This window comes from Tenacibaculum adriaticum (assembly GCF_008124875.1).
Classification (GTDB): domain Bacteria; phylum Bacteroidota; class Bacteroidia; order Flavobacteriales; family Flavobacteriaceae; genus Polaribacter; species Polaribacter adriaticus.
Genome location: NZ_VNIA01000001.1, coordinates 312,002 through 336,751 on the forward strand (window position 1 = coordinate 312,002; position 24,750 = coordinate 336,751).

The window sequence follows — 24,750 nt, forward strand, 5'->3', positions numbered from 1 at the left end:
AGAAACGATGTTAACCAACTTTTTCAGCAAATCAAAACCTATTACTGTTTTACTGATTATAGCTTTGTTTTTATGCTATTATTTTATGGCTTTTTTAAGTGGAAAAATAGCCTCTATTAATCTTTGGGTTTTACCCTTATTTTTATTAATGTTTAGTATTGCTGGGTTTATAAATTCTAAGAATGCTCTTACATTCGACAATTCTTATGCCTTTTTATTTTTGGTGTTTTTTATAGGCATGTTTCCAGAAACTCTTAAAATAAATTCTACCTTCTACTCTAATCTCACATTGTTACTGTTTTTACGAAAAGTATATAGTATACAATCTTCAAAAAACTTATTTAAAAAATTATTTGATGGTGGTTTATGGTTAGGAATTACCTTTTTAATCGAACCTTTTTCAATACAATTTGGTATACTTTTATATATATCAATATACTTACACCAGCGTTTTACTTATCAAACAATTTTAATTCCTTTAATAGGCTTTTTCGCTCCTACTTTTTTATATTTTACCTACTGTTTGTGGTATGATAAACTGCAAGATTTCGAGCTCCTTTTTGATTGGTTTACGCATTATGATTTAAGTTTATACAATCAATTTAGTTATCTATTACCCATTTACTTTGTCTGTGTTTTTATTATGCTTTCCGTATTTTTTAAAACACCTAAAGCATTGGCTATTAAAAACTCTTTTAGAAAAAATTGGATTTTACTTTTATTGAATTTTGCAATTGCTTTTTTATTACTAATACTAGTTAAAGACAGAAACGGTAGCGAGATTTTGTATTTGTTTTTTCCTTCAGCATTAATAATAGCCAACGGACTTGAGCTTTTTGAAAGAAAATGGTTTATTGATGTTGTTCCTTTTTCGTTTATCGTTTGTGCTTTTATTGTTAATTTTGTGTAATTACATTTTTTCGCCAAAAGCTAGATCACCAGCATCACCTAAACCAGGAATAATATATCCGCTATCATTTAAATTTTCATCAATATCCGCTATCCACAACGAGGTGTTCTCTGGAAAATGTTTTTTAATATAATCAACTCCGTCTTCTGATCCTATAACAGATACAATATGGATTTTTTTGGGGCTACCATATTTTTTTATTGCTTCATGAACAGCCACTAACGACCTTCCTGTTGCTAACATAGGGTCAATCAACAACAATGTTTTATCGTTTATAGAAGGAGAAGCAAAGTATTCTACCACAATTTCGAAATGCTCATCGTTGTTTGGGTGATGACGATATGCAGAAATAAACGCATTTTCAGCATCGTCAAAATAATTTAAAAGTCCGTTATGCAAAGGTAAACCCGCTCTAAGAATAGAACATAAAATCAAATCTTCTGAAGGTAAATTGGTTTTCTTAATCCCTAAAGGGGTAGTAATTTCTTTCGAATAAAAAGAAAGCTGTTTACTTAATTCATACCCTAAAATTTCACCTATCCGCTCTATATTTCTTCTAAAACGCATACTATCTTTTTGAATAGCAACATCCCTAAGTTCTGAAATAAACTTATTTAAAACGGAATTCTCTTTACCTATATGATTAATTTTCATGAAAAATATTTGATTGCAAATTACAAAAAACTAACCTACCGATTTAATAAAATCTTTTAGCAAAGAAATCAATTCTTTTGAATTTTCTATATGGCTCATATGTCCGTTAGACAATGTAATTAAAGGTGTTTGTGTCCTCCCTGCTTCTTCTTTGATTTGTTTATGATTTATTATTGAATCTTTTTTACCTGTAATAATTAGTTTTTTAAAACCTTTTGAAGCTAAAACATGCTCTCTGTTTATTCGCATTCTCATTCCTTCAGAACAAGCAATATACCCATGTACTGATGTTTTTAAAGCCACTTCTTTACATTCTTCTACTTCCTCTAAAAATTGATTTCGAGTATCTTCTGCAAATAAATTCACGATTGACATTGATACTAAACTTTCATAATTAGTTTGTGCCATTTTTATAGCGCGTAACCTTAGTTTTTTACGTTCTTCATTATCTGCTTGCGCAGTAGAATTTAGCAAACACAAACCTTTTATATTTTTTAGATATTTTTCTGTAAAAGCCAAAGCAACATACCCTCCCATAGAATGACCAATAAGAGTTACGCTTCTAATTCTTTCTGCTTTTAGAACAGCTTTAACGACGTCTGCCAGATCCTCCATAGCATGTACATAACCCAAACAATCAGATTTTCCATGCCCTAACAAATCAATGCAAATCACTTTGTTTCGTTGTGATAATTCCTTATCTATTTTATTCCACATGGAAGAATTTTCAAGAAAACCATGCAGTAAAATTACGGCTCCTCCTTTTCCTTTAGAAGAATATGCAACCCGTGTATTTTTATACATTATAAAATTTTCCATAGCACAAAAATATGTATATTTCGTCACTAGACTAGTAGTGTTATATGAATAAAACCAAAGAAATTTTCGTTACAGGGTTCGCCTTATTTTCTATGTTTTTTGGCGCAGGGAATTTAATTTTACCTCCTTTTTTAGGTAAAAATGCAGGAGAAGATTGGTATTGGGTATCTATTGGTTTTTTTATTACCGCTGTTTTCATACCAATTCTTGGTATTCTAGCGCACGCTCGCTTACAAGGAACGCTGTATGATTTTGGTAAAAAGGTTTCTCCGGTTTTCAGCACAGTATATTGTATTATTATATACGCTATTTCCATTAGTTTACCAGCACCTAGAACAGCTTCTGTAACCCATGAAATGGCAATTGCACCTTATTTCAGAACCAGTTCATTACTAACAAGTATTATTTATTTTTTACTCGTATTTATATTTGCTATTAACCGAACAAAAGTTCTTAACCTTTTAGGCAAGATTTTAACACCTTTCATTATCCTTATTTTATTAGCAATTATTTTTATTGGTGTTTTCACTGCTCCAAATGTTATTTCCCCAACTACCTTTAGTACTCCTTTTGTTAGTGGTTTGTTAGAAGGGTATCAAACTTTTGACGCTATTGGTGCTATTGTCGTAGGCGGTATATTGGTGATTTCTATGAATTTTAAAAAAGACACTTCTTTCGAAATAAAAAAGGAATTAATTACCAAAGCTGGGTTTATAGCGGGGTGCGGTTTATTAATTATTTACGCAGGATTAATTCTTAACGGAGCACGCTTCAATACTACCTTTAAAACGGATGCAACTCGCACAGAAGTGTTATCTATTTTAAGCACACAAACCCTTGGTAATATCGGAACTGTTTTTTTAAGTGTATTAGTTTCTTTAGCTTGTTTTACAACTGCTGTTGGAATAGTTACAGGTACCTCCGACTATGTAAAAGGCCTATTCAACAATTCACAAAAAGTATATTTTATAACTGCTTTTTTGGGTTGTTTGATTGGCGTTGTTGTTGGGCAATTCGATGTTGGTTACATTATTAATATTGCCTTACCTGTACTAATGTTTATCTACCCAATTACGATAGCTCTAATTATATTAAATGTCTTGCCTGAAAAATACGCTTCTAAAAATGTATTTAAAGTAGTGGTATTAGCGACATTTATTTTTAGCATTCCAGATTTTTTACAGTTTTTTGTTGATGAAAAAAAGCTTTCAGAAATTCAAAATATCATTCCTTTTTCAAAACATAATTTAGGATGGGTTTTGCCAGCAGTTTTAAGTTTTATTCTTGGGCTCCTCATAAAAAATCATTCTTTTTCAGAAAAAGAAAATTAATTCTCTTCATGTTTTTCTACATTTAAATCTTCGTACTTTTGTACTCTATGATAGAAACAAGAGAAGCCATATCTGAAAAGGCGGTTTTAATAGGAGTTATAACCCAGCATCAAGACGAAAAAAAATCTGACGAATATTTAGATGAGCTAGAGTTTTTGACCATGACTGCTGGTGGTGTTCCTGTAAAACGATTTGTACAAAAAGTTGAAAAACCAAACCCTAAAACTTTTTTGGGTACAGGTAAGTTAGAAGAAGTAAAATCGTATATAGATGCTCACGGAATAGGTACCGCTATTTTTGATGACGAACTCTCACCTGCACAATTAAGAAATATTGAGAACTTTTTAGATTGTAAGATTTTAGACAGAACCAATCTTATCTTAGATATTTTTGCGAGTAGAGCTCAAACAAGTTCTGCAAAAACACAGGTCGAATTAGCACAATACCAATATTTACTACCTCGTTTAACAAGAATGTGGACACACCTTGACAAACAAAAAGGTGGAATTGGGATGCGTGGTCCTGGAGAAACAGAAATTGAAACGGATCGTCGTATAATTCGTGAAAAAATCGATTTACTTAAAAAGAAGCTTAAAACGATAGACAAACAAATGGCGGTTCAACGTAAAAACCGTGGGAAAATGGTTCGCGTTGCGCTTGTTGGTTATACCAATGTTGGTAAATCTACTTTAATGAATGTCATTAGTAAAAGTGAAGTTTTTGCAGAAGATAAATTGTTTGCAACTTTAGATACTACCGTTAGAAAAGTAGTGATTAAAAACATTCCTTTTTTATTAACAGATACCGTTGGATTTATTAGAAAATTACCAACTCAATTAGTAGAATCATTCAAATCTACCTTAGATGAGGTTCGTGAAGCTGATTTACTGTTACATGTTGTAGATATTTCACATCCAACTTTTGAAGATCATATTGCATCAGTAAACAAAATTTTAGATGAAATTGATAGTGCAGACAAACCTACTATTATGGTTTTTAATAAAATAGATGCTTATTCTCATGAAACTATTGATGAAGACGATATTATTACTGAAAAAACAAAAGCACACTATACTTTAGAAGACTGGAAAAAAACTTGGATGAGTGATCTTTCTACAGAAAGCATTTTTATTTCTGCACTAAATAAAGATAATTTAGAAGATTTTAAAGACCTTGTCTATGAAGAAGTAAAAAAGATACACATTCAGCGTTTTCCATATAACGATTTTCTTTATTATGAATATAAAGAAGAAGAATAATTAAAATAAAACTACTAGTAAAAAACAAGCCCAATCTAAATAACAATTGGGCTTTGTTTTTTTATAAACTTTCTACATCTTCACTATCTTCCAGCAATCCTAGTTTTTTCGCTCTTTTTTCCCAGCTTTTTCTTGCTAAACTTTGTAAATCGGCAACATTATCACTTTCATCCATTATCTCAAGCCCTAATAAAGTTTCTATAACATCTTCTTGAGTTACTAAACCACTTACAGAACCATATTCATCTACAACCAAAGCAATGTGCTCTCGTTGTTCAATTAATTTTTCAAACAACTGCGGAATTGGCAAATCTCGTTTTGTTATTGTAATAGTTCTTTGAATACTTTCTAGTTTTTCATTCCCCTTACCTTGTATAATGGCCTCTAATAATTGATCTTTCAAAAAATATCCTGAAATATTATCCGCTTTGTCAGTAAACATCGGTACACGTGAAAATCTTAAATTAGGATTTTCATCGAAAAAAGATTGAATCGTTCTTGAAGAGTCTGCAATTTTTAACACTGTTCTTGGTGTCATAATATCTTTTGCTTCCACCTCTTTAAAACTAAGTAAGTTCCTAATAATTAAACTTTCACTTTCATGAAAAACACCTTCTTGTTCAGCAATTTCAGCCATTGCAGAGAAATCTTCACGACTCAATATACTTCCGTGTGCTCCTTTACCTCCTATTAACTTTGTAGCTAACTGTAACAACCATAAAATACCCATCCACTTTAATGGAAAAATAAGTACATTTAATGCTGTTGACGTAAAATTTGCTAAACCTTTCCAATAGGTTGCTCCAATAGTTTTTGGTATAATTTCAGAAGCTACTAAAATAAGAAAGGTCATTAATGCAGAAACAATAAAAACTCCGTTCCCCTCATCTCCAAACGCTTTTTTAGCTTCTACACCCACTAATATAGCACCTACTGTATGTGCAATCGTGTTTAAAGTTAAAATTGCAATTAACGGCTTATCAACATCCTTTTTTAATATTTCTAAATTCGTAGCATAATGTTTCCCTTCATTTTTTTTAATATTAATAAATGTAGGTGTAACACTTAATAATACTGCTTCTAGAATAGAACATAAAAATGAAAAGAAAATAGAAAGTGTAGCATAAATAATTAATAATGTCATCTTAAAAAAATTTTAGTAAAAATACGCAAAATAAAAAACCCCAAGATAATTTCTTGGGGTTTCTAATTTATATTTTAACAGGTCTTAGAAACCGTAATTCACGCCTAAACCAAATACTTCCTTTGTTTGAAAACCTTCATAAGCATTATCATCATAAATAGCTTGTAATGCTAAGTTGGCTGATAGATACTTGTTAATTTTCATTACAACGTTAACCGTATAATCTATATCAATATTTTTAGCTTCTTCTAAATAATTACTATATAAATTTAAAATATTTTCTACAGAAACATTTTCCATTAAATTAAATTTGTAGTAGGCATTAACAGCTGCTCCTAACTCGTAACGAGAAGTCTCTCCAGCTTTTACACCGAAATAACTAACACCAGGAGCTAAATTTTCTGTAAAATGATCATGTACAAAAATTAATTTAGAAGTCGCCGGCGCTAAATTAACTTTTAAGTTGTCATGTTTTTTCCATAACATCCCTGGTCCAAATTGTAAATATGCTGGTGAGAAAAAGTGAGATAACTGATTTCCTGCTCCATCATAAGTAGACTCCATTTGAGTTTTAAAGTTTATAAAACCAGAATAGTACCAGTATCCACTCGCTTTTTTACCTGCTAAAGAGTTAAATTCTAAACGATCATCTGTTTTTTGAGCCTCTTGTCCTTTTAATTTTGTTAAACCATAAGAAACCAATATTTTGTTATCCCAAGTCCAGTCTCCTTTTGCGTAATTAAAGTCATAATTCACTCCTAAAGTACCTGTAAGGTTGTTTGTTCCTCCTGCTAACCAGTTGTTGAATGCCGATTGATTAAATAAGAAAGAAATATTTCCTGCTCTTTTCCATCCTTCTTTAGGTTCTTCTTTTTTCTCTTGTGCATTTACTGCTAATGCACCGAACAAAATAGCAATTGCTAATAGTTTTTTCATTTTTAAAATTTTTTGTTTTTTAATTCGGGGCGCAAAAATACGCCTTTATCTTAGTTTTAGACAAAGATTTTTTACAAAAGTCACTTAATCTAAAGTATTATTTCTTTTTGAATAATGGAACATTTGAACAAGCCTCTCCAAACATAATTGATTTTACCACTGATTGTATTTTACTAATCAACATTGTATAAGCGCTTTGCGGAATCGGTTTATTAGAACATCCTTTTATAATTACAGGTGCATCTTGATATTCTGAAACATCTAAATTATCTATAATTTCTTGAAAAATTACCGTCTCTAACAACGCTAAATCACCAACGACCACTTTTTTTGCATAAGAATTTAACCTTGTTGTTAATAATAAATATGCCCAAGAAGGAATAATAGCTTCTGATGAAGAAGATATAGCAATATAGCTATCTTGATATTGTTTCCAATTATGATTGCTAACCTGTTCTCTGAAATCTTTTTCACGAAGGATAAGACCTTCATAAAGCCACTCGGTAATATCAAAAACAATTCTATTTCCTGATGGATAAAACTCCTCAAGGTCTATCGTTTTTAATTTGCTATTTGCAACCCTATTTATTATTTCTTCTGCCATACTATAGCATTCCGAGTTCTAACTTCGCTTCTTCGCTCATCATTTCTTGTGTCCACGTTGGATCAAAAGTAATTTCAACTTCACAATTATTAATCTCTGGAAGTGTTTTTATTTTTTCTTCTATCTCTACAGGTAAACTTTCTGCTACCGGACAGTTAGGTGATGTTAACGTCATTAAAATTTTAGCATCATTTTCTTCAGAAACAAATACATCATAAATTAATCCTAATTCATAAATATCTACAGGAATTTCTGGATCGTAAATTGTTTTTAATACACGAACTATTTTGTCTCCTAACTCGTCTAATTCTTTATCTGTCATATTCTTTTCTTTAATTCTCCAACTTAGTTTGTTGCGCAATAGCGTACATTTTTATTTGCTTTACCATCGATACTAATCCATTAGCACGTGTCGGACTCAAATGTTCTTTCAAACCAATTTCATCTATAAAATTAGTGTCAGCGTCTAAAATGGCCTGTGGTTTTTGATTAGAATAAACACGCAACAACAAAGCCACAATTCCTTTGGTTAAAATGGCATCACTATCTGCTGTAAATTTTAATTGCTCTCCATCTAAACTAGAATGCAACCATACTTTCGATTGGCATCCTTTAATTAAATTTTCATCCACTTTAAACTCATCTGCTATTAAAGGTAACGATTTTCCTAACTCTATAATATATTCATAGCGCTCCATCCAGTCATCAAACATAGAGAACTCATCAATAATTTCTTCTTGTATTTCTTTGATAGTCATTTTTTAGAACTATTTTTGCACTTTAAATTTATCTTGTGCAATTATCGTACAAAATTACTGATAAAATTTGGCATTAGAAATGCCTAACAACGTATAAAAAATATGAGTAAATTATTAGCAGTAGGTACTGTGGCGTTTGATGCTATTGAAACTCCTTTTGGAAAAACCGATAAAATTTTAGGAGGTTCTGGAACTTTTGTTGGATTAGCAGCATCACAATTTGGAATAAAAACAGGAGTCGTTTCTGTGGTAGGTGGAGATTTTCCTCCATCATATTTAGATATGATGGAGAAGAAAGGAATAGACACTAAAGGAATTGAAATCGTTAAAGAAGGGAAAACTTTTTTCTGGAGTGGTAAATATCATAATGATATGAACTCTCGTGATACTTTAATTACTGAATTAAATGTTTTAGAACATTTTCAACCTGTAGTAACTGAAGAATTTAAAAATTCAGCTATCGTAATGTTAGGAAATTTACATCCACTTACACAAGCATCTGTATTAGATCAAATGAATGAAAGACCAAAATTAGTAGTACTAGATACTATGAATTTTTGGATGGATATTGCTTTAAACGATTTACATAATGTTTTAAAACGTGTAGATGTTATTACTATTAATGATGAAGAAGCTCGCCAATTGAGTGGGGAATATTCGTTAGTAAACGCAGCAAAGAAAATTCATGAAATGGGCCCACAACACGTAGTAATAAAAAAAGGGGAACACGGAGCACTGTTATTTAACGAAGGAAAAATGTTCTATGCTCCTGCTTTACCATTAGCAGAAGTTTTTGACCCAACAGGCGCAGGAGATACTTTTGCAGGTGGTTTCTGCGGATATTTAGCGAAAACAGAAGATATTTCGTTTGAAAACATGAAAAACGCAATTATTTATGGTTCTAACTTAGCTTCTTTTTGTGTAGAAAAATTCGGAACACAACGAATGGAAGAGCTTACAAAAGAAGAAGTTGAAACTCGCTTACAAGCTTTTAAGGAATTAACACAATTTGATATTGAATTATCATAATTAAAATCCGCGCCTTTGGCTGCGGATTTTTTTTAATATTTGCATTTCTGCGCAGGCAGGAATACCTTTTTTTAACCTAGTTAAAAAACCAACACACAACAACACAACATAAACAATTCCTGCCTGCGAAGGAATTTATCTTTACAACATGAGTGACACTTTAAAACACGAGTGCGGAATTGCAATGGTTAGATTGTTAAAACCCTTACAATATTATAAAGACAAATACGGAACCGCTTTTTACGGATTAAATAAAATGTATTTGTTAATGGAAAAACAACACAACCGTGGTCAAGATGGTGCTGGTTTAGCAAGTATTAAATTCAACGTAGAGCCTGGTACTCGTTATATTAGTAGAGTCCGTTCTAACAAAACACAACCTATACAAGATGTGTTTGCACAAATAAACGACCGTATCAATGGTGTTTTTGAAAATAACCCTGAAAAGTTAGAAGATATTTCTTGGCAAGAAGAAAACATGCCTTACTTAGGCAACTTGTTTTTAGGCCATGTTCGTTACGGTACTTTTGGTGGCAATAGTATTGAAAATGTACATCCTTTTTTACGTCAAAGTAATTGGAAACATAAAAATTTAATTGTTGCCGGTAACTTTAACATGACCAATTCTAAACAATTAATGGAAGAGTTGGTTTCTTTAGGACAACATCCTAAAGAAGCTACCGACACAGTTACTGTAATGGAAAAAATAGGTCATTTTTTAGAGGACGAAGTTTCAGATACTTATAAAAAAGCCAAAGAAGCTGGTTTTAATAAAAAAGAAGCTTCTCCTTTTATTGAAGAGCATTTAGATATTCAACGCATTTTAAAACGTTCTTCTAAAAATTGGGATGGCGGTTATGCCATGGCAGGATTATTAGGACATGGAGATGCTTTTATATTGCGTGATCCTTCAGGGATTCGACCCGCATTTTGGTATCAAGATGATGAAGTAGTTGTAGTTGCTTCAGAAAGACCTGTTATTCAAACAGCCTTTAATGTTCCTATTGATGAAGTACAAGAAATTCCTAGAGGAAAAGCATTAATCATCAAAAAAAATGGAAAAACCTCTCTAGAAAAAGTATTAAAAAAACGTGAAAAGAAATCATGCTCTTTTGAAAGAATTTATTTTTCTCGTGGTAGTGATGCTTCTATTTATCAAGAAAGAAAAAATTTAGGTAAATATGTATTTCCAGAAATATTAAAATCGATTAATAGTGATATTTCGAATACTGTATTTACTTACATTCCAAATACCGCAGAAACTTCTTTTTATGGAATGATAGAATCTGCTGAAGATATTTTAAATCAACAAAAAACCGACAAAATTTTAGCGGGAGACGGAAAGCTTTCTGCTGAAACAGTTACCAAAATTTTATCTGAAAGACCTCGTTTCGAAAAAATAGCGATTAAAGATGCAAAACTCAGAACATTTATTGCAGATGATAACAGTCGTGATGATCTGGTAGCCCATGTTTATGATATTACCTACGGTGTTGTAAAACCTACCGATAACTTAGTGATTATAGACGATAGTATTGTACGTGGTACTACCTTAAAGAAAAGTATCATTAAAATTATAGATCGTTTATCTCCGAAGAAGATTGTAGTGGTTTCTTCTGCTCCTCAAATCCGTTATCCAGATTGTTATGGAATTGACATGGCTAAAATTGGTGATTTTATTGCTTTTAAAGCTGCTTTAGAATTACTAAAAGAAACCAATCAATATGGTATTGTTGAGGAAGTTTATAAAAAATGTAAAGCACAACAAAACAAAGAGGATGCAAACATTGTAAATTTTGTAAAAGAAATTTACAATCCTTTTTCTAATGAACAAATTTCTCACAAAGTGGCAGAAATGCTAAAAACGGAAGAAATTAATGCTGAAGTAGAGGTTATTTTTCAAACAGTAGCTGGTTTGCACAAAGCATGTCCTGAACATACAGGTGATTGGTACTTTACAGGAGATTATCCTACCGATGGAGGTCATAGAGTTGTAAACGAAGCTTTTATTAATTTTTATGAAGGAAGCGACAAAAGAGCTTACTAGTTTAATAACTTTTAATAGTTAAAAAAAGCATCAGTTATCGATGCTTTTTTTTTATTTTTAACATTACATAAAACTTCTCAACTTTGAAAAGCATAAAACTACCTACTCCGCATACTATTTTACTAATTATAGCAGGATTAGTTGCAATTTTAACATGGTTTGTCCCTGCTGGTAAATTTGACACCTTACAATATCAAAAAGATAGTAATTCTTTTACCTACACACACTTAGAAGAGGTAAAAACACTACCTGCAAATCAAGAAATTTTAGAAAATTTAGGCGTTAAGATTCCTTTAGAAAAGTTCACCAACGGAGATATTGGGAAACCTATTAACGTTCCTAAAACTTACACACAACTCGACCCAAAGCCCCAAGGATTTTTAGATTTTATAAAATCACCTATTAAAGGAATTATACAATCGTCTGATATTATTTTATTCGTTTTAATTTTAGGAGGACTTATTGGTGTCATGAATTTCACGGGGGCTTTTGATGCTGGTATTTCTTGGTTAGCAGAAGCATTAAAAGGAAAAGAATATTGGCTAATTATAGTTGTTACCACTTTAATTGCTATTGGAGGTACTACATTTGGTTTAGCAGAAGAGATCATTGCTTTTTACCCTATACTTATCCCTATATTTTTAGCTGCAAAATATGATGCAATAGTCGCTTTAGCCAGTGTATATATTGGATCATCTATAGGAACTATGTGTTCTACGGTTAATCCGTTTAGTGTAATTATTGCTTCGGATGCTGCAGGAATTAATTGGACAACTGGATTTACAGGAAGATTAATCATGTTAATTTTAGGACTTATTATTTGTATTCTTTATATTTTTCGATATGCAAACCGAGTTCAGAAAGATGTCACAAAATCGATTGTTTTTGATCAAAAAGAAATGATTGAAAATTTATTTGGGAATTCAACTTCAAATTCACATACGTTAACAGGTCGTTTACGAATTATCTTAACTGTTTTTGCCTTATGTTTTGTAATAATGATTTACGGAGTTTCACGCTTAGGTTGGTGGTTTGAAGAAATGACAGTCGTCTTTTTAATCGGCTCAATTCTTATTGGTTTTTTAGCCAAAATGAAAGAAGAAAGTTTTGTTACACTTTTTATTAAAGGAGCAAATGACTTGTTAGGAGTCGCTTTTATTATTGGTATTGCCAGAGGAGTATCTGTAGTAATGGAACAAGGATTAATAAGCGATACTATTTTACACTATGCTAGTGGTTTAACAAGCGGGATGTCGAAAGGAGTTTTTACCAATGTGTTACTTTTTATTTACTCTGGTTTATCATTCTTTATCCCAAGTTCTTCTGGTATGGCTGTTTTAACGATGCCAATTATGTCGCCATTAGCAGATACTGTTGGTATTGGTAGAGAGGTAATTGTAAACGCTTACCAATACGGTATGGGTTTGTTTGCATTTATCAACCCAACAGGTTTAATTTTAGCTTCTTTGGCTATTGTTAAAATCGGATATGATAAATGGTTAAAATTTGTCATTCCGCTAGTAATTATTTTAACTGTATTTACCATGATAGCGTTAACAATACAGGTTTATATTTAACATATGAAAAACATATATTTTATCTTAGTTTTATCTACAATTATCGGATGCAACAATCCCGTAAAAACCTCAACTAAAATGGATACAAAAATTGTAATTGCTCATCGTGGAGCTTCAGGGTACTTACCAGAACACACTATGGAAGCGAAAGCTATGGCTTATGCAATGAAACCTGATTATTTAGAGCAAGACCTTGTATTAAGCAAAGACGATGTTCCTATGGTAATTCATGATATTGAGTTAGATGACGTTACCGATGTGGCTCAAAAATACCCAAATAGAAAACGTGAAGATGGTCGTTTTTATGTTATTGATTTTACATTTGACGAATTGCAACAACTAAACGTTACAGAGCGTTTTAACCCTAAAACAGGTAAGCAATTTTATCCAAATCGTTTTCCGAAGGGAAAAGGAAATTTCAAACTACATTCTTTGCAACAAGAGATTGAATTCATTCAAGGGTTAAATACATCTACAGGAAATAACATCGGTATTTATCCAGAGATCAAAAACCCTGCTTTTCATCATAAAAACGGGAAAGATATCGCTAAAATCACCTTGCAAATATTGTCTGACTATGGTTATACCACTAAAAAAGACAAATGTATCTTCCAGTGTTTTGATGCTAAAGAATTAGAACGTGTTCGAAAAGAGTTAAAATCAGATTTATTTTTAGTGCAATTAATTGAATTCCCCGAAGAAGCTAATAATTTAGATTACTACGCTCGTTATGCTAACGGAATTGGACCTTGGTATAAGCAAATTCTAGATAAAAAAACAGGTGACAAATGGATATTCACATCCTTGGTTGATGATGCTCATAAATTAGGCTTAAAAGTACATCCGTATACATTTAGAGCAGATCAGTTAGATGAGTTTTCTTCGTTTGATGAAATGATGCAGGTCTTATTTTTTGAAGCAAATATTGATGGTGGTTTTACCGACTTCCCTGATAAAATGGTTGAGTTTTTAGCTAAGAAGTAACTTCAATTAATTTTCTTCTGTATACTGTTAACAATTTAGATTTAGAAATAAATCCGTGATATTGATTATTATTAACAACAGGTAAATTCCAAGCACCACTATCTTGAAATTTCTTCATAATATCCGTCATTTTATCTTCTTCCAACTCCACTATTTCAGGTGGATCTTGCATTACATCACTAGCTTTAACACTATTATATAAAGTGGTATCAAACATAATAGGCCTTATATCATCCAATAATAAAATTCCTAATAACTCCTTAGTTTCCTTATCAACAACAGGAAAAATATTTCTATTTGATTTTACTACCGCTTCATGAACAATTTCTCCTAATGTCATTTCAGGATAAATCTCCACAAAATTGTTTTCAATAACCCTATCCATATCCATTAAAGTTAATACGGCATGATCTTTATCATGGGTAATCAATTCTCCTTTTCTACCCAACTCCATTGCGTATACGGAGTGAGGATGAAAATATTTTATCACACCAAAAGAAATAGCAGAAGTGATCATTAAAGGAATAAATAATTCATATCCGCCTGTTATCTCTGCAATTAAGAAAATTGCTGTAAGCGGTGCATGAAGTACTCCCGCCATAAGACCCGCCATGCCAACCAAAGTAAAATTACTTTCAGAAATGGAAAAAGAGAAAAAACCTGAATTATTAATAATTTTTGCAAGACAATTTCCCATAATGCTCCCCATAAATAATGTAGGTGCAAAAATACCACCAACACCACCAGCACCAAAAGTAAGTGAACTTGCTATAATTTTAAAAAATACTAATCCTATTAACAACCCTATAACGATCCAAACATTTTCGGTCTCCAAATTAAAAAAATTGTTTTCTAACGCTTTTTCAGGGTTTCCTGCAACTAAATTATTAATAACATCAAACCCTTCCCCATACAAAGGTGGTATGAAATACACTAGAATACCAATGGCTATACCTCCAAAAACAATTCTTTTAAATGGTGAACCAATATTGTCAAAAATCTTTTGAATTCTCTCGTAAATCTCTGTAAAATAAACCGAAGTTAATGATGCTACGAGTCCTAAAACAATATAAAAAGGAACATCAGATACTGTAAATTTATCCTCAATTCTGAAAGGCAAAAGAATATCATTTCCAAAAAAGAAATATGACATAATAATAGCCGAAAGTGACGCTAAAAGTAACGGTAACATTGAGGCAATTGTTAAATCTAAACTAAACACTTCAATAGCAAAAATAATCGCAGCAATTGGAGCTTTAAAAATTGCTGATAAAGCGCCTGCCGCAGCACAACCAATAAGTAAGTTACGTGTGGTTTGGTTTACATGAAACATTCGAGAAATGTTAGAACTTATGGCAGCACTTGTAGCAACTGTGGGACCTTCTAATCCTACAGAACCTCCAAAACCAATTGTGATAGGTGCCGTTAATAATGAACCAAACATTTGGTATTGTTTCATAATTCCTTTTCTCTTCGAAATAGCAAAAAGGGTAGAAGGAATACCGTGACTTACTGTGCCTCTAATTATATATTTAATTACCAAATACACAAGTGTAAACCCAATTATAGGAAACAAAAAATAAAATACTTTATGATAATGTTGCACTAACTTCCCTTCTAAAAGAGATTGTATATAGTGCGTAAAGTTTTTTAAGATTAAAGCTGCTAACCCAGAAGTAAATCCAACTAAAATACTTAGAATATAAACAAATCTTCTTTGTGAAATGTTTTTATATCTCCATATAAATATTTTCTTAAGTATTTTTTTAGATGAAAGCATAAGTCCAAATGTATCAAAAAAATCCCTCAAAAAGAGGGATTATATTTATGCTTTAATATCTAATTTAATACTCAATTCTTGTAATTGTTCATTATCTATCGTTGCTGGTGCATCAATCATTACATCACGCCCTGAGTTGTTTTTAGGGAATGCAATAAAATCACGGATAGTTTCTTGTCCGCCTAAAATAGCAACCAATCTATCTAAACCGAAAGCTAAACCTCCATGTGGTGGTGCTCCGTATTCAAAAGCATCCATTAAGAAACCAAACTGAGCTTTTGCTTCTTCTTCAGTAAATCCTAAATGCTTAAACATAATTGCCTGTGTTTCTTTATCATGAATTCTAATAGATCCTCCACCAATTTCATTTCCGTTTAATACCAAATCGTAAGCATTTGCTTTTACAGCTCCAGGATCTGTATCTAACAATTCTAATTGACCTGGTTTTGGCGATGTAAACGGATGGTGCATTGCATGATAGTGCCCCGTTTCTTCATCTAATTCTAATAATGGGAAATCAATTACCCATAATGGTGCAAATACTTTTGGATCTCTCAAACCTAAACGTTCTGCCATTTCCATACGTAAAGCACTTAATTGTGCTCGAACTTTGGTTGTTGGTCCTGATAAAACACATATTAAATCTCCTGATTTTGCTCCTGTAGCTTCAGCCCATTTTGCTAAATCTTCTTCGTCGTAAAACTTATCTACAGAAGATTTAAATGAACCGTCTTCGTTACATTTTACATATACCATTCCTAAAGCTCCTACTTGTGGACGCTTTACCCATTCGATTAATTTATCGATTTCTTTACGTGTATAGGATGCTCCTCCAGGAACTGCAATTCCTACTACTAATTCAGCATCATTAAATACCTTAAAGTCTTTGTGTTGTGCAACTTCATTTAACTCACCAAATTCCATCCCAAAACGGATATCTGGCTTGTCATTTCCATACAAACGCATTGCATCATCAAACAACATTCTTGGAAATTTATCAACCTCAACATTATTGATTTCTTTTAGTAAATGACGTGTCATTCCTTCAAAGATCTCTAAAATATCTTCCTGTTCAACAAATGCCATTTCACAGTCTATTTGTGTGAATTCTGGTTGACGATCGGCACGTAAATCTTCATCTCTAAAACATTTTACAATCTGGAAATATTTATCCATTCCACCGACCATTAACAATTGTTTAAAGGTTTGTGGCGATTGTGGTAATGCATAAAACTGACCTGCATTCATACGAGAAGGCACTAAGAAATCACGTGCTCCTTCTGGTGTAGATTTGATTAAATATGGAGTTTCAACATCAATAAACCCTTTATCAGAAAGGTATTTACGAACTTCCATTGAAACTTTGTGACGGAAAATTAAGCTGTCCTTTACCGGATTACGACGAATATCTAAGTAACGATATTTCATTCGGATATCTTCTCCTCCATCGGTTTCATCTTCAATAGTAAATGGAGGAAGCTTTGCTTTGTTTAAAATATCTAACTTGGTAACTAATACTTCAACATCTCCAGTTTCCATATTTGGATTCTTAGACTGACGCTCAATTACCGTTCCTGTAACTTGTACTACGAACTCACGACCTAAAGTTTTTGCTTTTTCTATAATGTCTTTAGGTGTACGCTCTTCGTCGAAAATTAACTGTGTAATTCCGTAACGGTCGCGTAAATCAACCCAAATCATAAATCCTTTATCGCGCGATTTTTGTACCCATCCAGATAAGGTAACTTCAGTATTTATGTGCGATGCTCTTAACTCGCCACAAGTGTGCGTTCTGTACATTTAATTCTTGTTTTAGAAGTTGCAAAATTAACAATAATTGTTAGGATGTGAAAAATTACTATTAGTTAGTTTAAATTGATTTAATTCTGTTTTTTTACTATGTTATAAAAAAATTAAACATGACATTAGATAACTTTATTAGTAAATTGAAAAACAACCCAAAAACTATTGAGTTTAAAAACACAATAAATACTATCGAATCACTATATAATTTTTCTCCATCAGCATTTAAAAACGGAGAAATAAAAAATAGAGCTACCGAAAATTTAGGCTCTTGTAAAGTATTTGCTTTTGCATTAAAGCAACAATTTACAAAAGATGAAACTTTAGCTTGTTTTGGTCAATATTATTTTAAAGATGTGTTAGGAAACCCTAACGGAACGGATCATCAAAATATTCGAAATTTTATGCAAACTGGTTTTAAAGGTCTAAGTTTTGAAAGGGAAGCATTAACAGAAAAGAACTAATATTTTATCTAAACTATTTTAAAACTCATTCATCTTCAACTTCTGAAAATAAACCGCAGCTGCTTTTTTAACTTTTGGTGCTAAAATCAACGTAGAAATCACCGTTGGAATTGCCATGAGTGCATAAGCGCTATCCATTAAGTTTATGACAAAATCTAACTTAACTACCGAAGCAATTACAATAACAAAAATATAAATATGATTATAATATTTTGCCGTTTTTAAATTCGATAAAAAACTTAAACAACTATAACCATAAAATGAATAGGTAAACAACGTCGAAAAGGCAAAAATCAACACACATATTGTTAAAATAACACCTCCTATATTATACGGTAAAACAGAATTAAATGCCGCTAACGTTAACGAAATTCCGTCTCCATCAAAACCTTTCCATATTCCCGAAGCTAAAATGGCCAATGCAGTAAGTGTACATACTAGCAACGTATCAATAGCAGGGCCTAACATTGCTACCAAACCTTCTCTAATAGGTTCTTTAGTTTTAGCGGTACCGTGCATCATCGGTGCGGTTCCTAATCCTGCTTCGTTAGAAAAAGCAGCTCGTTTTACTCCGGTAATTATTAAAACTCCTAATGCACCTCCTAACACTGATTTTCCTGAAAAAGCATCTGTAAAAATTAATTTGAATATGGACGGAACTACATCTATCTTTAAAAATAGAATCGTTAAAACAGTCATTAAATACACCACCACCATTACCGGTACTAGTTTCCCCGCAACACTTCCAATTCGTTTAATTCCGCCAAAAATTACCAAAGCAGTAATAATGGCAATCGTTATTCCTAACATCAATTTTGCCGTAAACGTATTGCTTTCATTTACTTGAAAAACATCTACTAAGGTTTGTGTTAATTGGTTTGCTTGAAAGGCAGGTAATGTTCCGAATAATCCTGCAAAAGAAAAGAAAACGGCTAAAGGTTTCCATTGTTTTCCAAGTCCTTCTGTAATTACATACATCGGGCCTCCTTTTACATTTCCATCTTCATCTTTTCCTCGATACATTACCGACAAACTACAGGTAAAAAATTTGGTTGCCATACCTACAAAAGCACTTACCCACATCCAAAAAATGGCTCCTGGACCTCCAGTAGCAATTGCAATGGCAACTCCGCTAATATTTCCCATTCCCACAGTAGCAGCAATAGCAGATGATAATGCTTCGTAATGCGATAAATCTCCAGGAGAATCCTCTTTATCATATTTCCCTCTTAAAATTGCAATAGCGTGACCCATATATCGAAACGGAACTAATCCCGAATAGATAAATAAATACAATCCGCCACCAATTAACAAGATTAATAAAGGAATTCCCCAAATCCATGAAGAAAATTCTGCAACTATATTCTGAATGTCTAAAAACATAAATTAATATTTTAATCGAAAGTAGTAAAATGTGTATGAAAAAAAGAACGATACCTTATTATTAACAAGTATCGTTTTTTAGTGTTATTTTATGAAAGTATGATATATTATTTACAAACTATTCCTCTTTTTCCTAAAACATCAACATCTCTTAAAAAGCCTTCTTGAATGGTTCCTTCTTGAAAAATAAACGTTTTTTCGTGTATTTGATTTCCTTCAAAGAAGCTTACCTGGAAACGATTATCTAACGCAAACAATTCAGGCTGCATAATTTCAAACTTAGCAAATGAATTTGCTGGAAGTTTATCAATCTTTCTTCTGAAAAGTGACGTTGTTTTTGTCTCTGAAAACCCTTGAGAAACAATGACCACCATTTCTAAATCCACATCTTTTCTGTTGATGATATACACATTCCAATCATCTTCATTATGCGCTTCATTGTACTCTAAAACAATGGCAATTTCTACACCAGTAACTTTAGGTATTTCGATGTCTTTTTTCATAAGATTGTATAAAATGGAAAGACGAAAGCTTTTGGTTTCTTTCGTCTTTTATTTTTGATTTTTTTTAAAGTACAGATTTAAATTGCTCTAAGAAACGAACGTCATTTTCATAGAACATACGAATATCTGGAATTTGGTATAACAACATTGCGATACGCTCAATTCCCATTCCGAAGGCATAACCAGAATATTTTGTAGGATCTATGTTTGCATTTTTCAATACATTAGGATCTACCATTCCGCAACCCATAATTTCTAACCAACCTGTTCCTTTCGTAATTCTATAATCGGTTTCCGTTTCTAACCCCCAATAAATATCTACCTCAGCACTTGGCTCAGTAAATGGGAAATACGACGGACGTAATCTGATTTTAGATTTACCGAACATTTCTTTAGTAAAGTATAATAACGTTTGTTTTAAATCGGCAAACGAAACATCTGTGTCAATATATAACCCTTCTACTTGATGGAAAATACAGTGTGCACGTGCTGAAATATCTTCATTACGGAAAACTCTACCTGGAGAAATCGTACGAATTGGTGGTTCATTATTTTCCATATAACGTACTTGCACTGAAGATGTGTGCGTTCTTAATAAAGTATCAGGATTCTTTTCAATAAAGAAAGTATCTTGCATATCACGTGCCGGATGATATTCCGGTAAGTTCAATGCGGTAAAGTTGTGCCAATCATCTTCAATTTCTGGTCCTTCAGATACTGTAAATCCAATACGATTAAACACTTCTATAATTTGATTTTTAACGATAGATATCGGATGACGAGAACCTAATTCAATTGGTTCAGACGGACGAGACAAATCGCCATAAACCCCCTTTTCTTCAACTGAATTTTCTAATACTTCTTCTTTTAAAGTAGTTACCTTTTCTTCTGCAGCTTGTTTAAGTGTGTTTATCGTTTGTCCGAATTCTTTCTTTTGATCGTTAGGCACATTTTTAAACTCAGCAAACAACTCTTTTAAGATTCCTTTGCTTCCTAAAAACTTAATTCTAAACGTTTCAATTTCATCTAAAGAAGTAGCTGAAAATGTGTTTACTTCACCAATCAATTCTTTTATCTTATCTAACATATTCCATCAAAAAAATTAAGTTGCAAATTTACGCTTTTTTACTGAAAAAAAGAGTATACAATAAGGGATTACGAAAACGATTTAGAGAAAACTAAAAAAAGCACCTTTTTAAGCACCTAAAATAGTAATTTAATTATATTTGCGTATTAAAATTATAGTATACATAATATATTGAACAACTAAATTATGGAATCAAAAATAAATGCTTTTATGGACTACGTTAAAGAACGTAATCCTCATGAACCAGAATTTTTACAAGCTGTACATGAAGTAGCAGAAGCTATTATCCCTTTTATTGAGAGTAATTCAAAATACAAAGGAAAGAAATTATTAGAAAGAATGGTGGAGCCAGAAAGAACTTTAATGTTTCGTGTACCTTGGGTAGATGATAGTGGAGAAACTCAAGTTAATCGTGGTTATAGAGTAGAATTCAATTCTGCTATTGGACCCTACAAAGGTGGATTGCGCTTTCATCCTTCTGTAAACTTATCAATTTTAAAATTCTTAGGTTTCGAACAAGTATTTAAAAACTCATTAACTACACTTCCAATGGGAGGTGGAAAAGGAGGATCTGACTTTAACCCAAAAGGGAAATCTGATCGTGAAGTGATGGCTTTTTGTCAATCTTTTATGACTGAATTAGCACGTCATATTGGTCCTAACACAGATGTTCCTGCGGGAGATATTGGTGTTGGTGGTCGCGAAATCGGATTCATGTTCGGTCAATACAAACGTTTACGTAATGAGTTTACTGGGGTTCTAACTGGTAAGGGAGCTACTTGGGGTGGATCATTAATTCGTCCTGAAGCAACAGGTTACGGTGATGTATATTTCGCTGAAAACATGTTGAAAACTAAAGGAGATTCTTTTAAAGGAAAAACCGTTGTTATCTCAGGATCAGGGAATGTTGCTCAATACGCTTGTGAAAAAGTAATTCATTTAGGCGGTAAAGTTGTTACCATGTCTGACTCTGGTGGATATATTTATGCTCCTGGAGGAATACATTCAGAAAAATTAGCTTTTATTATGGAGCTTAAGAATGTAAAAAGAGGACGAATAAAAGAAGTTGCTGAGAAATTTGACGGTGTAGAATATTTCGAAAATGAAAGACCATGGTCTGTTGCTTGTGATGTAGCTCTGCCTTGTGCTACTCAAAATGAATTAAACGGAGAAGAAGCAAAAACATTAGTTACAAACGGATGTATTTGTGTAAGTGAAGGTGCAAACATGCCATCGACACCAGAAGCTATCGAAGTATTCCATAAAGCAAAAATATTATTCGCTCCTGGAAAAGCATCAAATGCTGGTGGAGTTGCAACATCTGGTTTAGAAATGAGTCAAAACTCATTACGTTTAAGCTGGACGCGTGAAGAAGTTGATAGTAAATTACATGGAATTATGAACAGCATTCATGAAGCCTGTGTAAAATACGGAACTGAGCCTAATGGTTATGTAGATTATGTAAAAGGAGCAAATATTGCTGGTTTCGTTAAAGTTGCCGACGCAATGTTAGATCAAGGAGTTGTTTAATTTCAACTTCTAAATATACAAAAAGGCGCACCAAAATGGTGCGCCTTTTTTTTGCTTTAAAGCGTAAAAAACAGGTTAATTTATTAACAAATTTTTCCGTTTTCTCTTTCCGTTATAATATGTATATTTACAGATTAAGAACAGACTATCTTAAAAGATACAACCTGTTGAAAACCAAATTATTAAAAAGATAGTTTTTTGATACTATACCAACTATAGGTTTAAAAAACTACTCAAAATATATAAATTTTATGAGTTGTAGCAGTTGCTCAACTAACAATAACGGCGTTCCTAACGGATGTAAAAGCAATGGAAATTGTGGAACAGGTACATGCGGAAGCGGAAACAAGCTTGCTGTTTTTGATTGGTTATCGAATATGACTTTACCAACCGGTGAAGCTCCTTTTAATATTTACGAAGTCCGTTTTAAAAACGGGAGAAAACATTTTTTTAAAAACACTGAAAAACTAACACTCTCTATGGGAGACATTATAGCAGTTGAAGGATCTCCGGGTCATGATATTGGTATTATTTCATTAGCCGGTGAATTAGTAAAAGTGCAAATGAAGAAGCATAACGTAGATTCTAACAACGAAGAAGTTAAAAAAATCTACAGAAAAGCATCTCAAAAAGACATCGATATTTGGCAACAGGCTAGAGATAGAGAGCAAGAAACACAACGAAAAGGGCGTGAAATTATTTCTCGTTTGGGATTAAAAATGAAACTTTCAGATGTTGAATACCAAGGAGATGGAAACAAAGCCACTTTTTATTACACAGCTGATGAACGTGTAGATTTCCGTCAGTTAATTCGTGATTTGGCGAGTGCATTTTCTATTCGTGTAGAAATGAAACAAGTTGGAATGCGGCAAGAAGCGGCTCGTTTAGGAGGTATTGGTTCTTGTGGTAGGGAATTGTGTTGCTCTACTTGGTTAACCGATTTTAGAAAAGTAAATACAGCTGCGGCTCGTTATCAGCAATTATCATTAAATCCACTAAAATTAGCTGGACAATGTGGTAAGTTAAAGTGTTGTTTAAACTATGAATTAGATTCGTATTTAGATGCTTTAAAACAATTTCCTAAACAAGATACCGTTCTTAAAACTGAAAAAGGAGATGCTGTTTTTATTAAAATGGATATTTTCAAAAAACTACTATGGTATACCTATAAAGAGGAACGCTTTAGATGGTATAAATTATCTCTAGATCAAGTTCTTGAAATTATAGAACTAAATAAAAATAATGAGGTAGGCTCTCCGTTAGAAGATTACGAGTCTGAAATTACAGAAGAAGCAAAAACAGATTTTGAAAATGTGGTTGGTCAAGATAGCTTAACACGTTTTGACGAGCCTAAAAGGTCACGTAAAAACCGTAACTCTCGCACCAAAAACAAACCAAAATTTACAAATGCTAAAACTCAGGTTGTTCAAAAAAATCAACCAAAAAGAAAACCTCAAGCTAGAAAAGAAGAAGGAGCAGAGGCAAAAGAAAACCAACCTAAACAACAACGAAACAAAAAAAGACCTAATAATAAACCTAAAGTTGAAGGGCAATCTTCACCAGAAGGAACTCCAAAAAACACAGCAAACAAAAAACCAAACAGCCAAAAAAGAAGAAATAACAAACGTAAAAACACTGGAAACAACAATGCTTCAAACGATCAAAAACAATAATTATTTATCAGTTTTAATACTGTTTTTAGTATTGGTTTCGTGTGATTCCAGTCGAGTTTTTGATAAGTATTCTTCCATTTCTAATGGCTTATGGAATAAAGAAGACATGGTTTCTTTTACGTTTTCAGTTAACGACACAATCGCTAAGCGCAATTTATTTATCAATATAAGAAACAACAATAAATATCCGTTTAGTAATTTGTTTTTAATAACTCAAATGAATTTTCCTGATGGTCAAAAAATTATTGACACCCTTGAATATGATATGGCTGATAAATCGGGGGAATTTTTAGGAGAAGGTTTTTCAGAAATTAAAGAAAATAAACTTTTTTATAAAGAAAATATATTGTTTCCTATAGTCGGAGATTATTCTGTTACTATTTCACATGCCATGAGAAAAAACAGTGAAGTTAACGGGATTAAAAATCTAGAAGGAATTACCGAGGTAGGATTTAGAATTGAAAAAATTGAATAA

At 32.3% G+C, this 24,750-nt stretch carries 23 protein-coding genes; 11 read left to right on the forward strand and 12 right to left on the reverse strand.

Annotated elements, in window-relative coordinates:
• Nucleotides 1–7: 7 nt before the first annotated feature.
• Nucleotides 8–910, forward strand: coding sequence for a DUF6427 family protein (locus tag C7447_RS01525; protein WP_170245866.1), 903 nt, complete (start codon nt 8–10; stop codon nt 908–910).
• Here C7447_RS01525 and upp read toward each other — a convergent pair whose 3' ends face one another.
• On the reverse strand, nt 911–1,564 hold the full coding sequence (gene upp / locus C7447_RS01530; protein WP_148868416.1) for a uracil phosphoribosyltransferase: 654 nt from the start codon (nt 1,562–1,564) through the stop codon (nt 911–913). It lies immediately after the preceding gene.
• A 30-nt stretch (nt 1,565–1,594) separates the two neighbouring features.
• Nucleotides 1,595–2,383, reverse strand: coding sequence for an alpha/beta fold hydrolase (locus C7447_RS01535; RefSeq protein WP_148868417.1), 789 nt, complete (start codon nt 2,381–2,383; stop codon nt 1,595–1,597).
• A gap of 44 nt (nt 2,384–2,427) precedes the next feature.
• Here C7447_RS01535 and brnQ point away from each other — a divergent pair, with 44 nt between their 5' ends.
• The gene (gene brnQ, locus C7447_RS01540) at nt 2,428–3,714 is read left to right on the forward strand and encodes a branched-chain amino acid transport system II carrier protein (RefSeq protein WP_148868418.1); all 1,287 of its coding nucleotides are present in this window, start codon (nt 2,428–2,430) and stop codon (nt 3,712–3,714) included.
• Nucleotides 3,715–3,761: 47 nt separating this feature from the next.
• Complete coding sequence (hflX, locus tag C7447_RS01545) at nt 3,762–4,973, forward strand: GTPase HflX (protein WP_148868419.1); 1,212 nt, start codon at nt 3,762–3,764, stop codon at nt 4,971–4,973.
• Between the two features lie 61 nt (nt 4,974–5,034).
• Here the strand turns inward: hflX and C7447_RS01550 are convergent, their stop codons facing one another.
• The 5 genes from C7447_RS01550 to C7447_RS01570 form a co-directional block, all read right to left on the reverse strand.
• Nucleotides 5,035–6,117, reverse strand: a complete 1,083-nt coding sequence (locus tag C7447_RS01550; RefSeq protein WP_148868420.1) for a CNNM domain-containing protein — start codon at nt 6,115–6,117, stop codon at nt 5,035–5,037.
• Nucleotides 6,118–6,201: 84 nt separating this feature from the next.
• A complete protein-coding gene (locus C7447_RS01555; protein WP_148868421.1) occupies nt 6,202–7,053 on the reverse strand; it encodes a DUF3078 domain-containing protein in 852 nt (283 codons plus the stop codon).
• 97 nt (nt 7,054–7,150) lie between these two features.
• On the reverse strand, nt 7,151–7,657 hold the full coding sequence (locus C7447_RS01560) for a DUF2480 family protein (protein ID WP_148868422.1): 507 nt from the start codon (nt 7,655–7,657) through the stop codon (nt 7,151–7,153).
• 1 nt (nt 7,658) lies between these two features.
• Nucleotides 7,659–7,979 (reverse strand): DUF59 domain-containing protein, encoded by a 321-nt coding sequence (locus C7447_RS01565; protein ID WP_148868423.1) that lies wholly within the window; start codon nt 7,977–7,979, stop codon nt 7,659–7,661.
• Nucleotides 7,980–7,989: 10 nt separating this feature from the next.
• Nucleotides 7,990–8,415: a SufE family protein gene (locus tag C7447_RS01570; protein WP_148868424.1), complete on the reverse strand. Its 426-nt coding sequence runs from the start codon at nt 8,413–8,415 to the stop codon at nt 7,990–7,992.
• 102 nt (nt 8,416–8,517) lie between these two features.
• On the opposite strand from C7447_RS01570, the gene C7447_RS01575 reads away from it, so the two are divergent.
• The 4 genes from C7447_RS01575 to glpQ all read left to right on the forward strand — a co-directional run bounded on the left by C7447_RS01575 (nt 8,518) and on the right by glpQ (nt 14,052).
• Nucleotides 8,518–9,444, forward strand: a complete 927-nt coding sequence (locus C7447_RS01575; protein ID WP_148868425.1) for a PfkB family carbohydrate kinase — start codon at nt 8,518–8,520, stop codon at nt 9,442–9,444.
• 148 nt (nt 9,445–9,592) lie between these two features.
• On the forward strand, nt 9,593–11,491 hold the full coding sequence (locus C7447_RS01580; protein WP_148868426.1) for an amidophosphoribosyltransferase: 1,899 nt from the start codon (nt 9,593–9,595) through the stop codon (nt 11,489–11,491).
• A gap of 83 nt (nt 11,492–11,574) precedes the next feature.
• On the forward strand, nt 11,575–13,068 hold the full coding sequence (locus tag C7447_RS01585; protein ID WP_148868427.1) for a YfcC family protein: 1,494 nt from the start codon (nt 11,575–11,577) through the stop codon (nt 13,066–13,068).
• A 3-nt stretch (nt 13,069–13,071) separates the two neighbouring features.
• Nucleotides 13,072–14,052: a glycerophosphodiester phosphodiesterase gene (gene glpQ / locus C7447_RS01590; RefSeq protein WP_148868428.1), complete on the forward strand. Its 981-nt coding sequence runs from the start codon at nt 13,072–13,074 to the stop codon at nt 14,050–14,052.
• On the opposite strand, the gene C7447_RS01595 is transcribed toward glpQ, so the two are convergent.
• Together C7447_RS01595 and aspS are read right to left on the reverse strand one after the other, a co-directional pair.
• Nucleotides 14,042–15,832: a chloride channel protein gene (locus C7447_RS01595; RefSeq protein WP_148868429.1), complete on the reverse strand. Its 1,791-nt coding sequence runs from the start codon at nt 15,830–15,832 to the stop codon at nt 14,042–14,044. The two genes, glpQ and C7447_RS01595, sit on opposite strands and share 11 nt — an antisense overlap.
• Before the next feature lie 45 nt (nt 15,833–15,877).
• Nucleotides 15,878–17,632 (reverse strand): aspartate--tRNA ligase, encoded by a 1,755-nt coding sequence (aspS, locus tag C7447_RS01600; protein WP_148868430.1) that lies wholly within the window; start codon nt 17,630–17,632, stop codon nt 15,878–15,880.
• Nucleotides 17,633–17,751: 119 nt separating this feature from the next.
• Here aspS and C7447_RS01605 point away from each other — a divergent pair, with 119 nt between their 5' ends.
• The gene (locus tag C7447_RS01605; RefSeq protein WP_148868431.1) at nt 17,752–18,099 is read left to right on the forward strand and encodes a HopJ type III effector protein; all 348 of its coding nucleotides are present in this window, start codon (nt 17,752–17,754) and stop codon (nt 18,097–18,099) included.
• An 18-nt stretch (nt 18,100–18,117) separates the two neighbouring features.
• On the opposite strand, the gene C7447_RS01610 is transcribed toward C7447_RS01605, so the two are convergent.
• The 3 genes from C7447_RS01610 to pheS form a co-directional block, all read right to left on the reverse strand.
• Nucleotides 18,118–19,482 (reverse strand): alanine/glycine:cation symporter family protein, encoded by a 1,365-nt coding sequence (locus C7447_RS01610; protein WP_148868432.1) that lies wholly within the window; start codon nt 19,480–19,482, stop codon nt 18,118–18,120.
• Nucleotides 19,483–19,589: 107 nt separating this feature from the next.
• Nucleotides 19,590–19,985, reverse strand: coding sequence for a hypothetical protein (locus C7447_RS01615; protein ID WP_148868433.1), 396 nt, complete (start codon nt 19,983–19,985; stop codon nt 19,590–19,592).
• 64 nt (nt 19,986–20,049) lie between these two features.
• A complete protein-coding gene (gene pheS / locus C7447_RS01620) occupies nt 20,050–21,072 on the reverse strand; it encodes a phenylalanine--tRNA ligase subunit alpha (RefSeq protein ID WP_148868434.1) in 1,023 nt (340 codons plus the stop codon).
• A gap of 186 nt (nt 21,073–21,258) precedes the next feature.
• Here pheS and gdhA point away from each other — a divergent pair, with 186 nt between their 5' ends.
• The 3 genes from gdhA (at nt 21,259) to C7447_RS01635 (ending at nt 24,750) form a co-directional block, all read left to right on the forward strand.
• Nucleotides 21,259–22,602 (forward strand): NADP-specific glutamate dehydrogenase, encoded by a 1,344-nt coding sequence (gene gdhA, locus C7447_RS01625; RefSeq protein ID WP_148868435.1) that lies wholly within the window; start codon nt 21,259–21,261, stop codon nt 22,600–22,602.
• A gap of 251 nt (nt 22,603–22,853) precedes the next feature.
• A complete protein-coding gene (ricT, locus tag C7447_RS01630) occupies nt 22,854–24,275 on the forward strand; it encodes a PSP1 domain-containing protein (protein ID WP_148868436.1) in 1,422 nt (473 codons plus the stop codon).
• Nucleotides 24,250–24,750: a gliding motility lipoprotein GldH gene (locus C7447_RS01635; RefSeq protein WP_148868437.1), complete on the forward strand. Its 501-nt coding sequence runs from the start codon at nt 24,250–24,252 to the stop codon at nt 24,748–24,750. Before ricT ends, C7447_RS01635 begins: the two co-directional genes overlap by 26 nt.

What these genes read in the sequence shown, in the direction of transcription:
- C7447_RS01525 (WP_170245866.1), top strand. Translation starts at nt 8, where the DNA reads ATGTTAACCAACTTTTTCAGCAAATCAAAACCTATTACTGTTTTACTG.
- upp (WP_148868416.1), bottom strand. Translation starts at nt 1,564, where the DNA reads ATGAAAATTAATCATATAGGTAAAGAGAATTCCGTTTTAAATAAGTTT.
- C7447_RS01535 (WP_148868417.1), bottom strand. Translation starts at nt 2,383, where the DNA reads ATGGAAAATTTTATAATGTATAAAAATACACGGGTTGCATATTCTTCT.
- brnQ (WP_148868418.1), top strand. Translation starts at nt 2,428, where the DNA reads ATGAATAAAACCAAAGAAATTTTCGTTACAGGGTTCGCCTTATTTTCT.
- hflX (WP_148868419.1), top strand. Translation starts at nt 3,762, where the DNA reads ATGATAGAAACAAGAGAAGCCATATCTGAAAAGGCGGTTTTAATAGGA.
- C7447_RS01550 (WP_148868420.1), bottom strand. Translation starts at nt 6,117, where the DNA reads ATGACATTATTAATTATTTATGCTACACTTTCTATTTTCTTTTCATTT.
- C7447_RS01555 (WP_148868421.1), bottom strand. Translation starts at nt 7,053, where the DNA reads ATGAAAAAACTATTAGCAATTGCTATTTTGTTCGGTGCATTAGCAGTA.
- C7447_RS01560 (WP_148868422.1), bottom strand. Translation starts at nt 7,657, where the DNA reads ATGGCAGAAGAAATAATAAATAGGGTTGCAAATAGCAAATTAAAAACG.
- C7447_RS01565 (WP_148868423.1), bottom strand. Translation starts at nt 7,979, where the DNA reads ATGACAGATAAAGAATTAGACGAGTTAGGAGACAAAATAGTTCGTGTA.
- C7447_RS01570 (WP_148868424.1), bottom strand. Translation starts at nt 8,415, where the DNA reads ATGACTATCAAAGAAATACAAGAAGAAATTATTGATGAGTTCTCTATG.
- C7447_RS01575 (WP_148868425.1), top strand. Translation starts at nt 8,518, where the DNA reads ATGAGTAAATTATTAGCAGTAGGTACTGTGGCGTTTGATGCTATTGAA.
- C7447_RS01580 (WP_148868426.1), top strand. Translation starts at nt 9,593, where the DNA reads ATGAGTGACACTTTAAAACACGAGTGCGGAATTGCAATGGTTAGATTG.
- glpQ (WP_148868428.1), top strand. Translation starts at nt 13,072, where the DNA reads ATGAAAAACATATATTTTATCTTAGTTTTATCTACAATTATCGGATGC.
- C7447_RS01595 (WP_148868429.1), bottom strand. Translation starts at nt 15,832, where the DNA reads ATGCTTTCATCTAAAAAAATACTTAAGAAAATATTTATATGGAGATAT.
- aspS (WP_148868430.1), bottom strand. Translation starts at nt 17,632, where the DNA reads ATGTACAGAACGCACACTTGTGGCGAGTTAAGAGCATCGCACATAAAT.
- C7447_RS01605 (WP_148868431.1), top strand. Translation starts at nt 17,752, where the DNA reads ATGACATTAGATAACTTTATTAGTAAATTGAAAAACAACCCAAAAACT.
- C7447_RS01610 (WP_148868432.1), bottom strand. Translation starts at nt 19,482, where the DNA reads ATGTTTTTAGACATTCAGAATATAGTTGCAGAATTTTCTTCATGGATT.
- C7447_RS01615 (WP_148868433.1), bottom strand. Translation starts at nt 19,985, where the DNA reads ATGAAAAAAGACATCGAAATACCTAAAGTTACTGGTGTAGAAATTGCC.
- pheS (WP_148868434.1), bottom strand. Translation starts at nt 21,072, where the DNA reads ATGTTAGATAAGATAAAAGAATTGATTGGTGAAGTAAACACATTTTCA.
- gdhA (WP_148868435.1), top strand. Translation starts at nt 21,259, where the DNA reads ATGGAATCAAAAATAAATGCTTTTATGGACTACGTTAAAGAACGTAAT.
- ricT (WP_148868436.1), top strand. Translation starts at nt 22,854, where the DNA reads ATGAGTTGTAGCAGTTGCTCAACTAACAATAACGGCGTTCCTAACGGA.
- C7447_RS01635 (WP_148868437.1), top strand. Translation starts at nt 24,250, where the DNA reads ATGCTTCAAACGATCAAAAACAATAATTATTTATCAGTTTTAATACTG.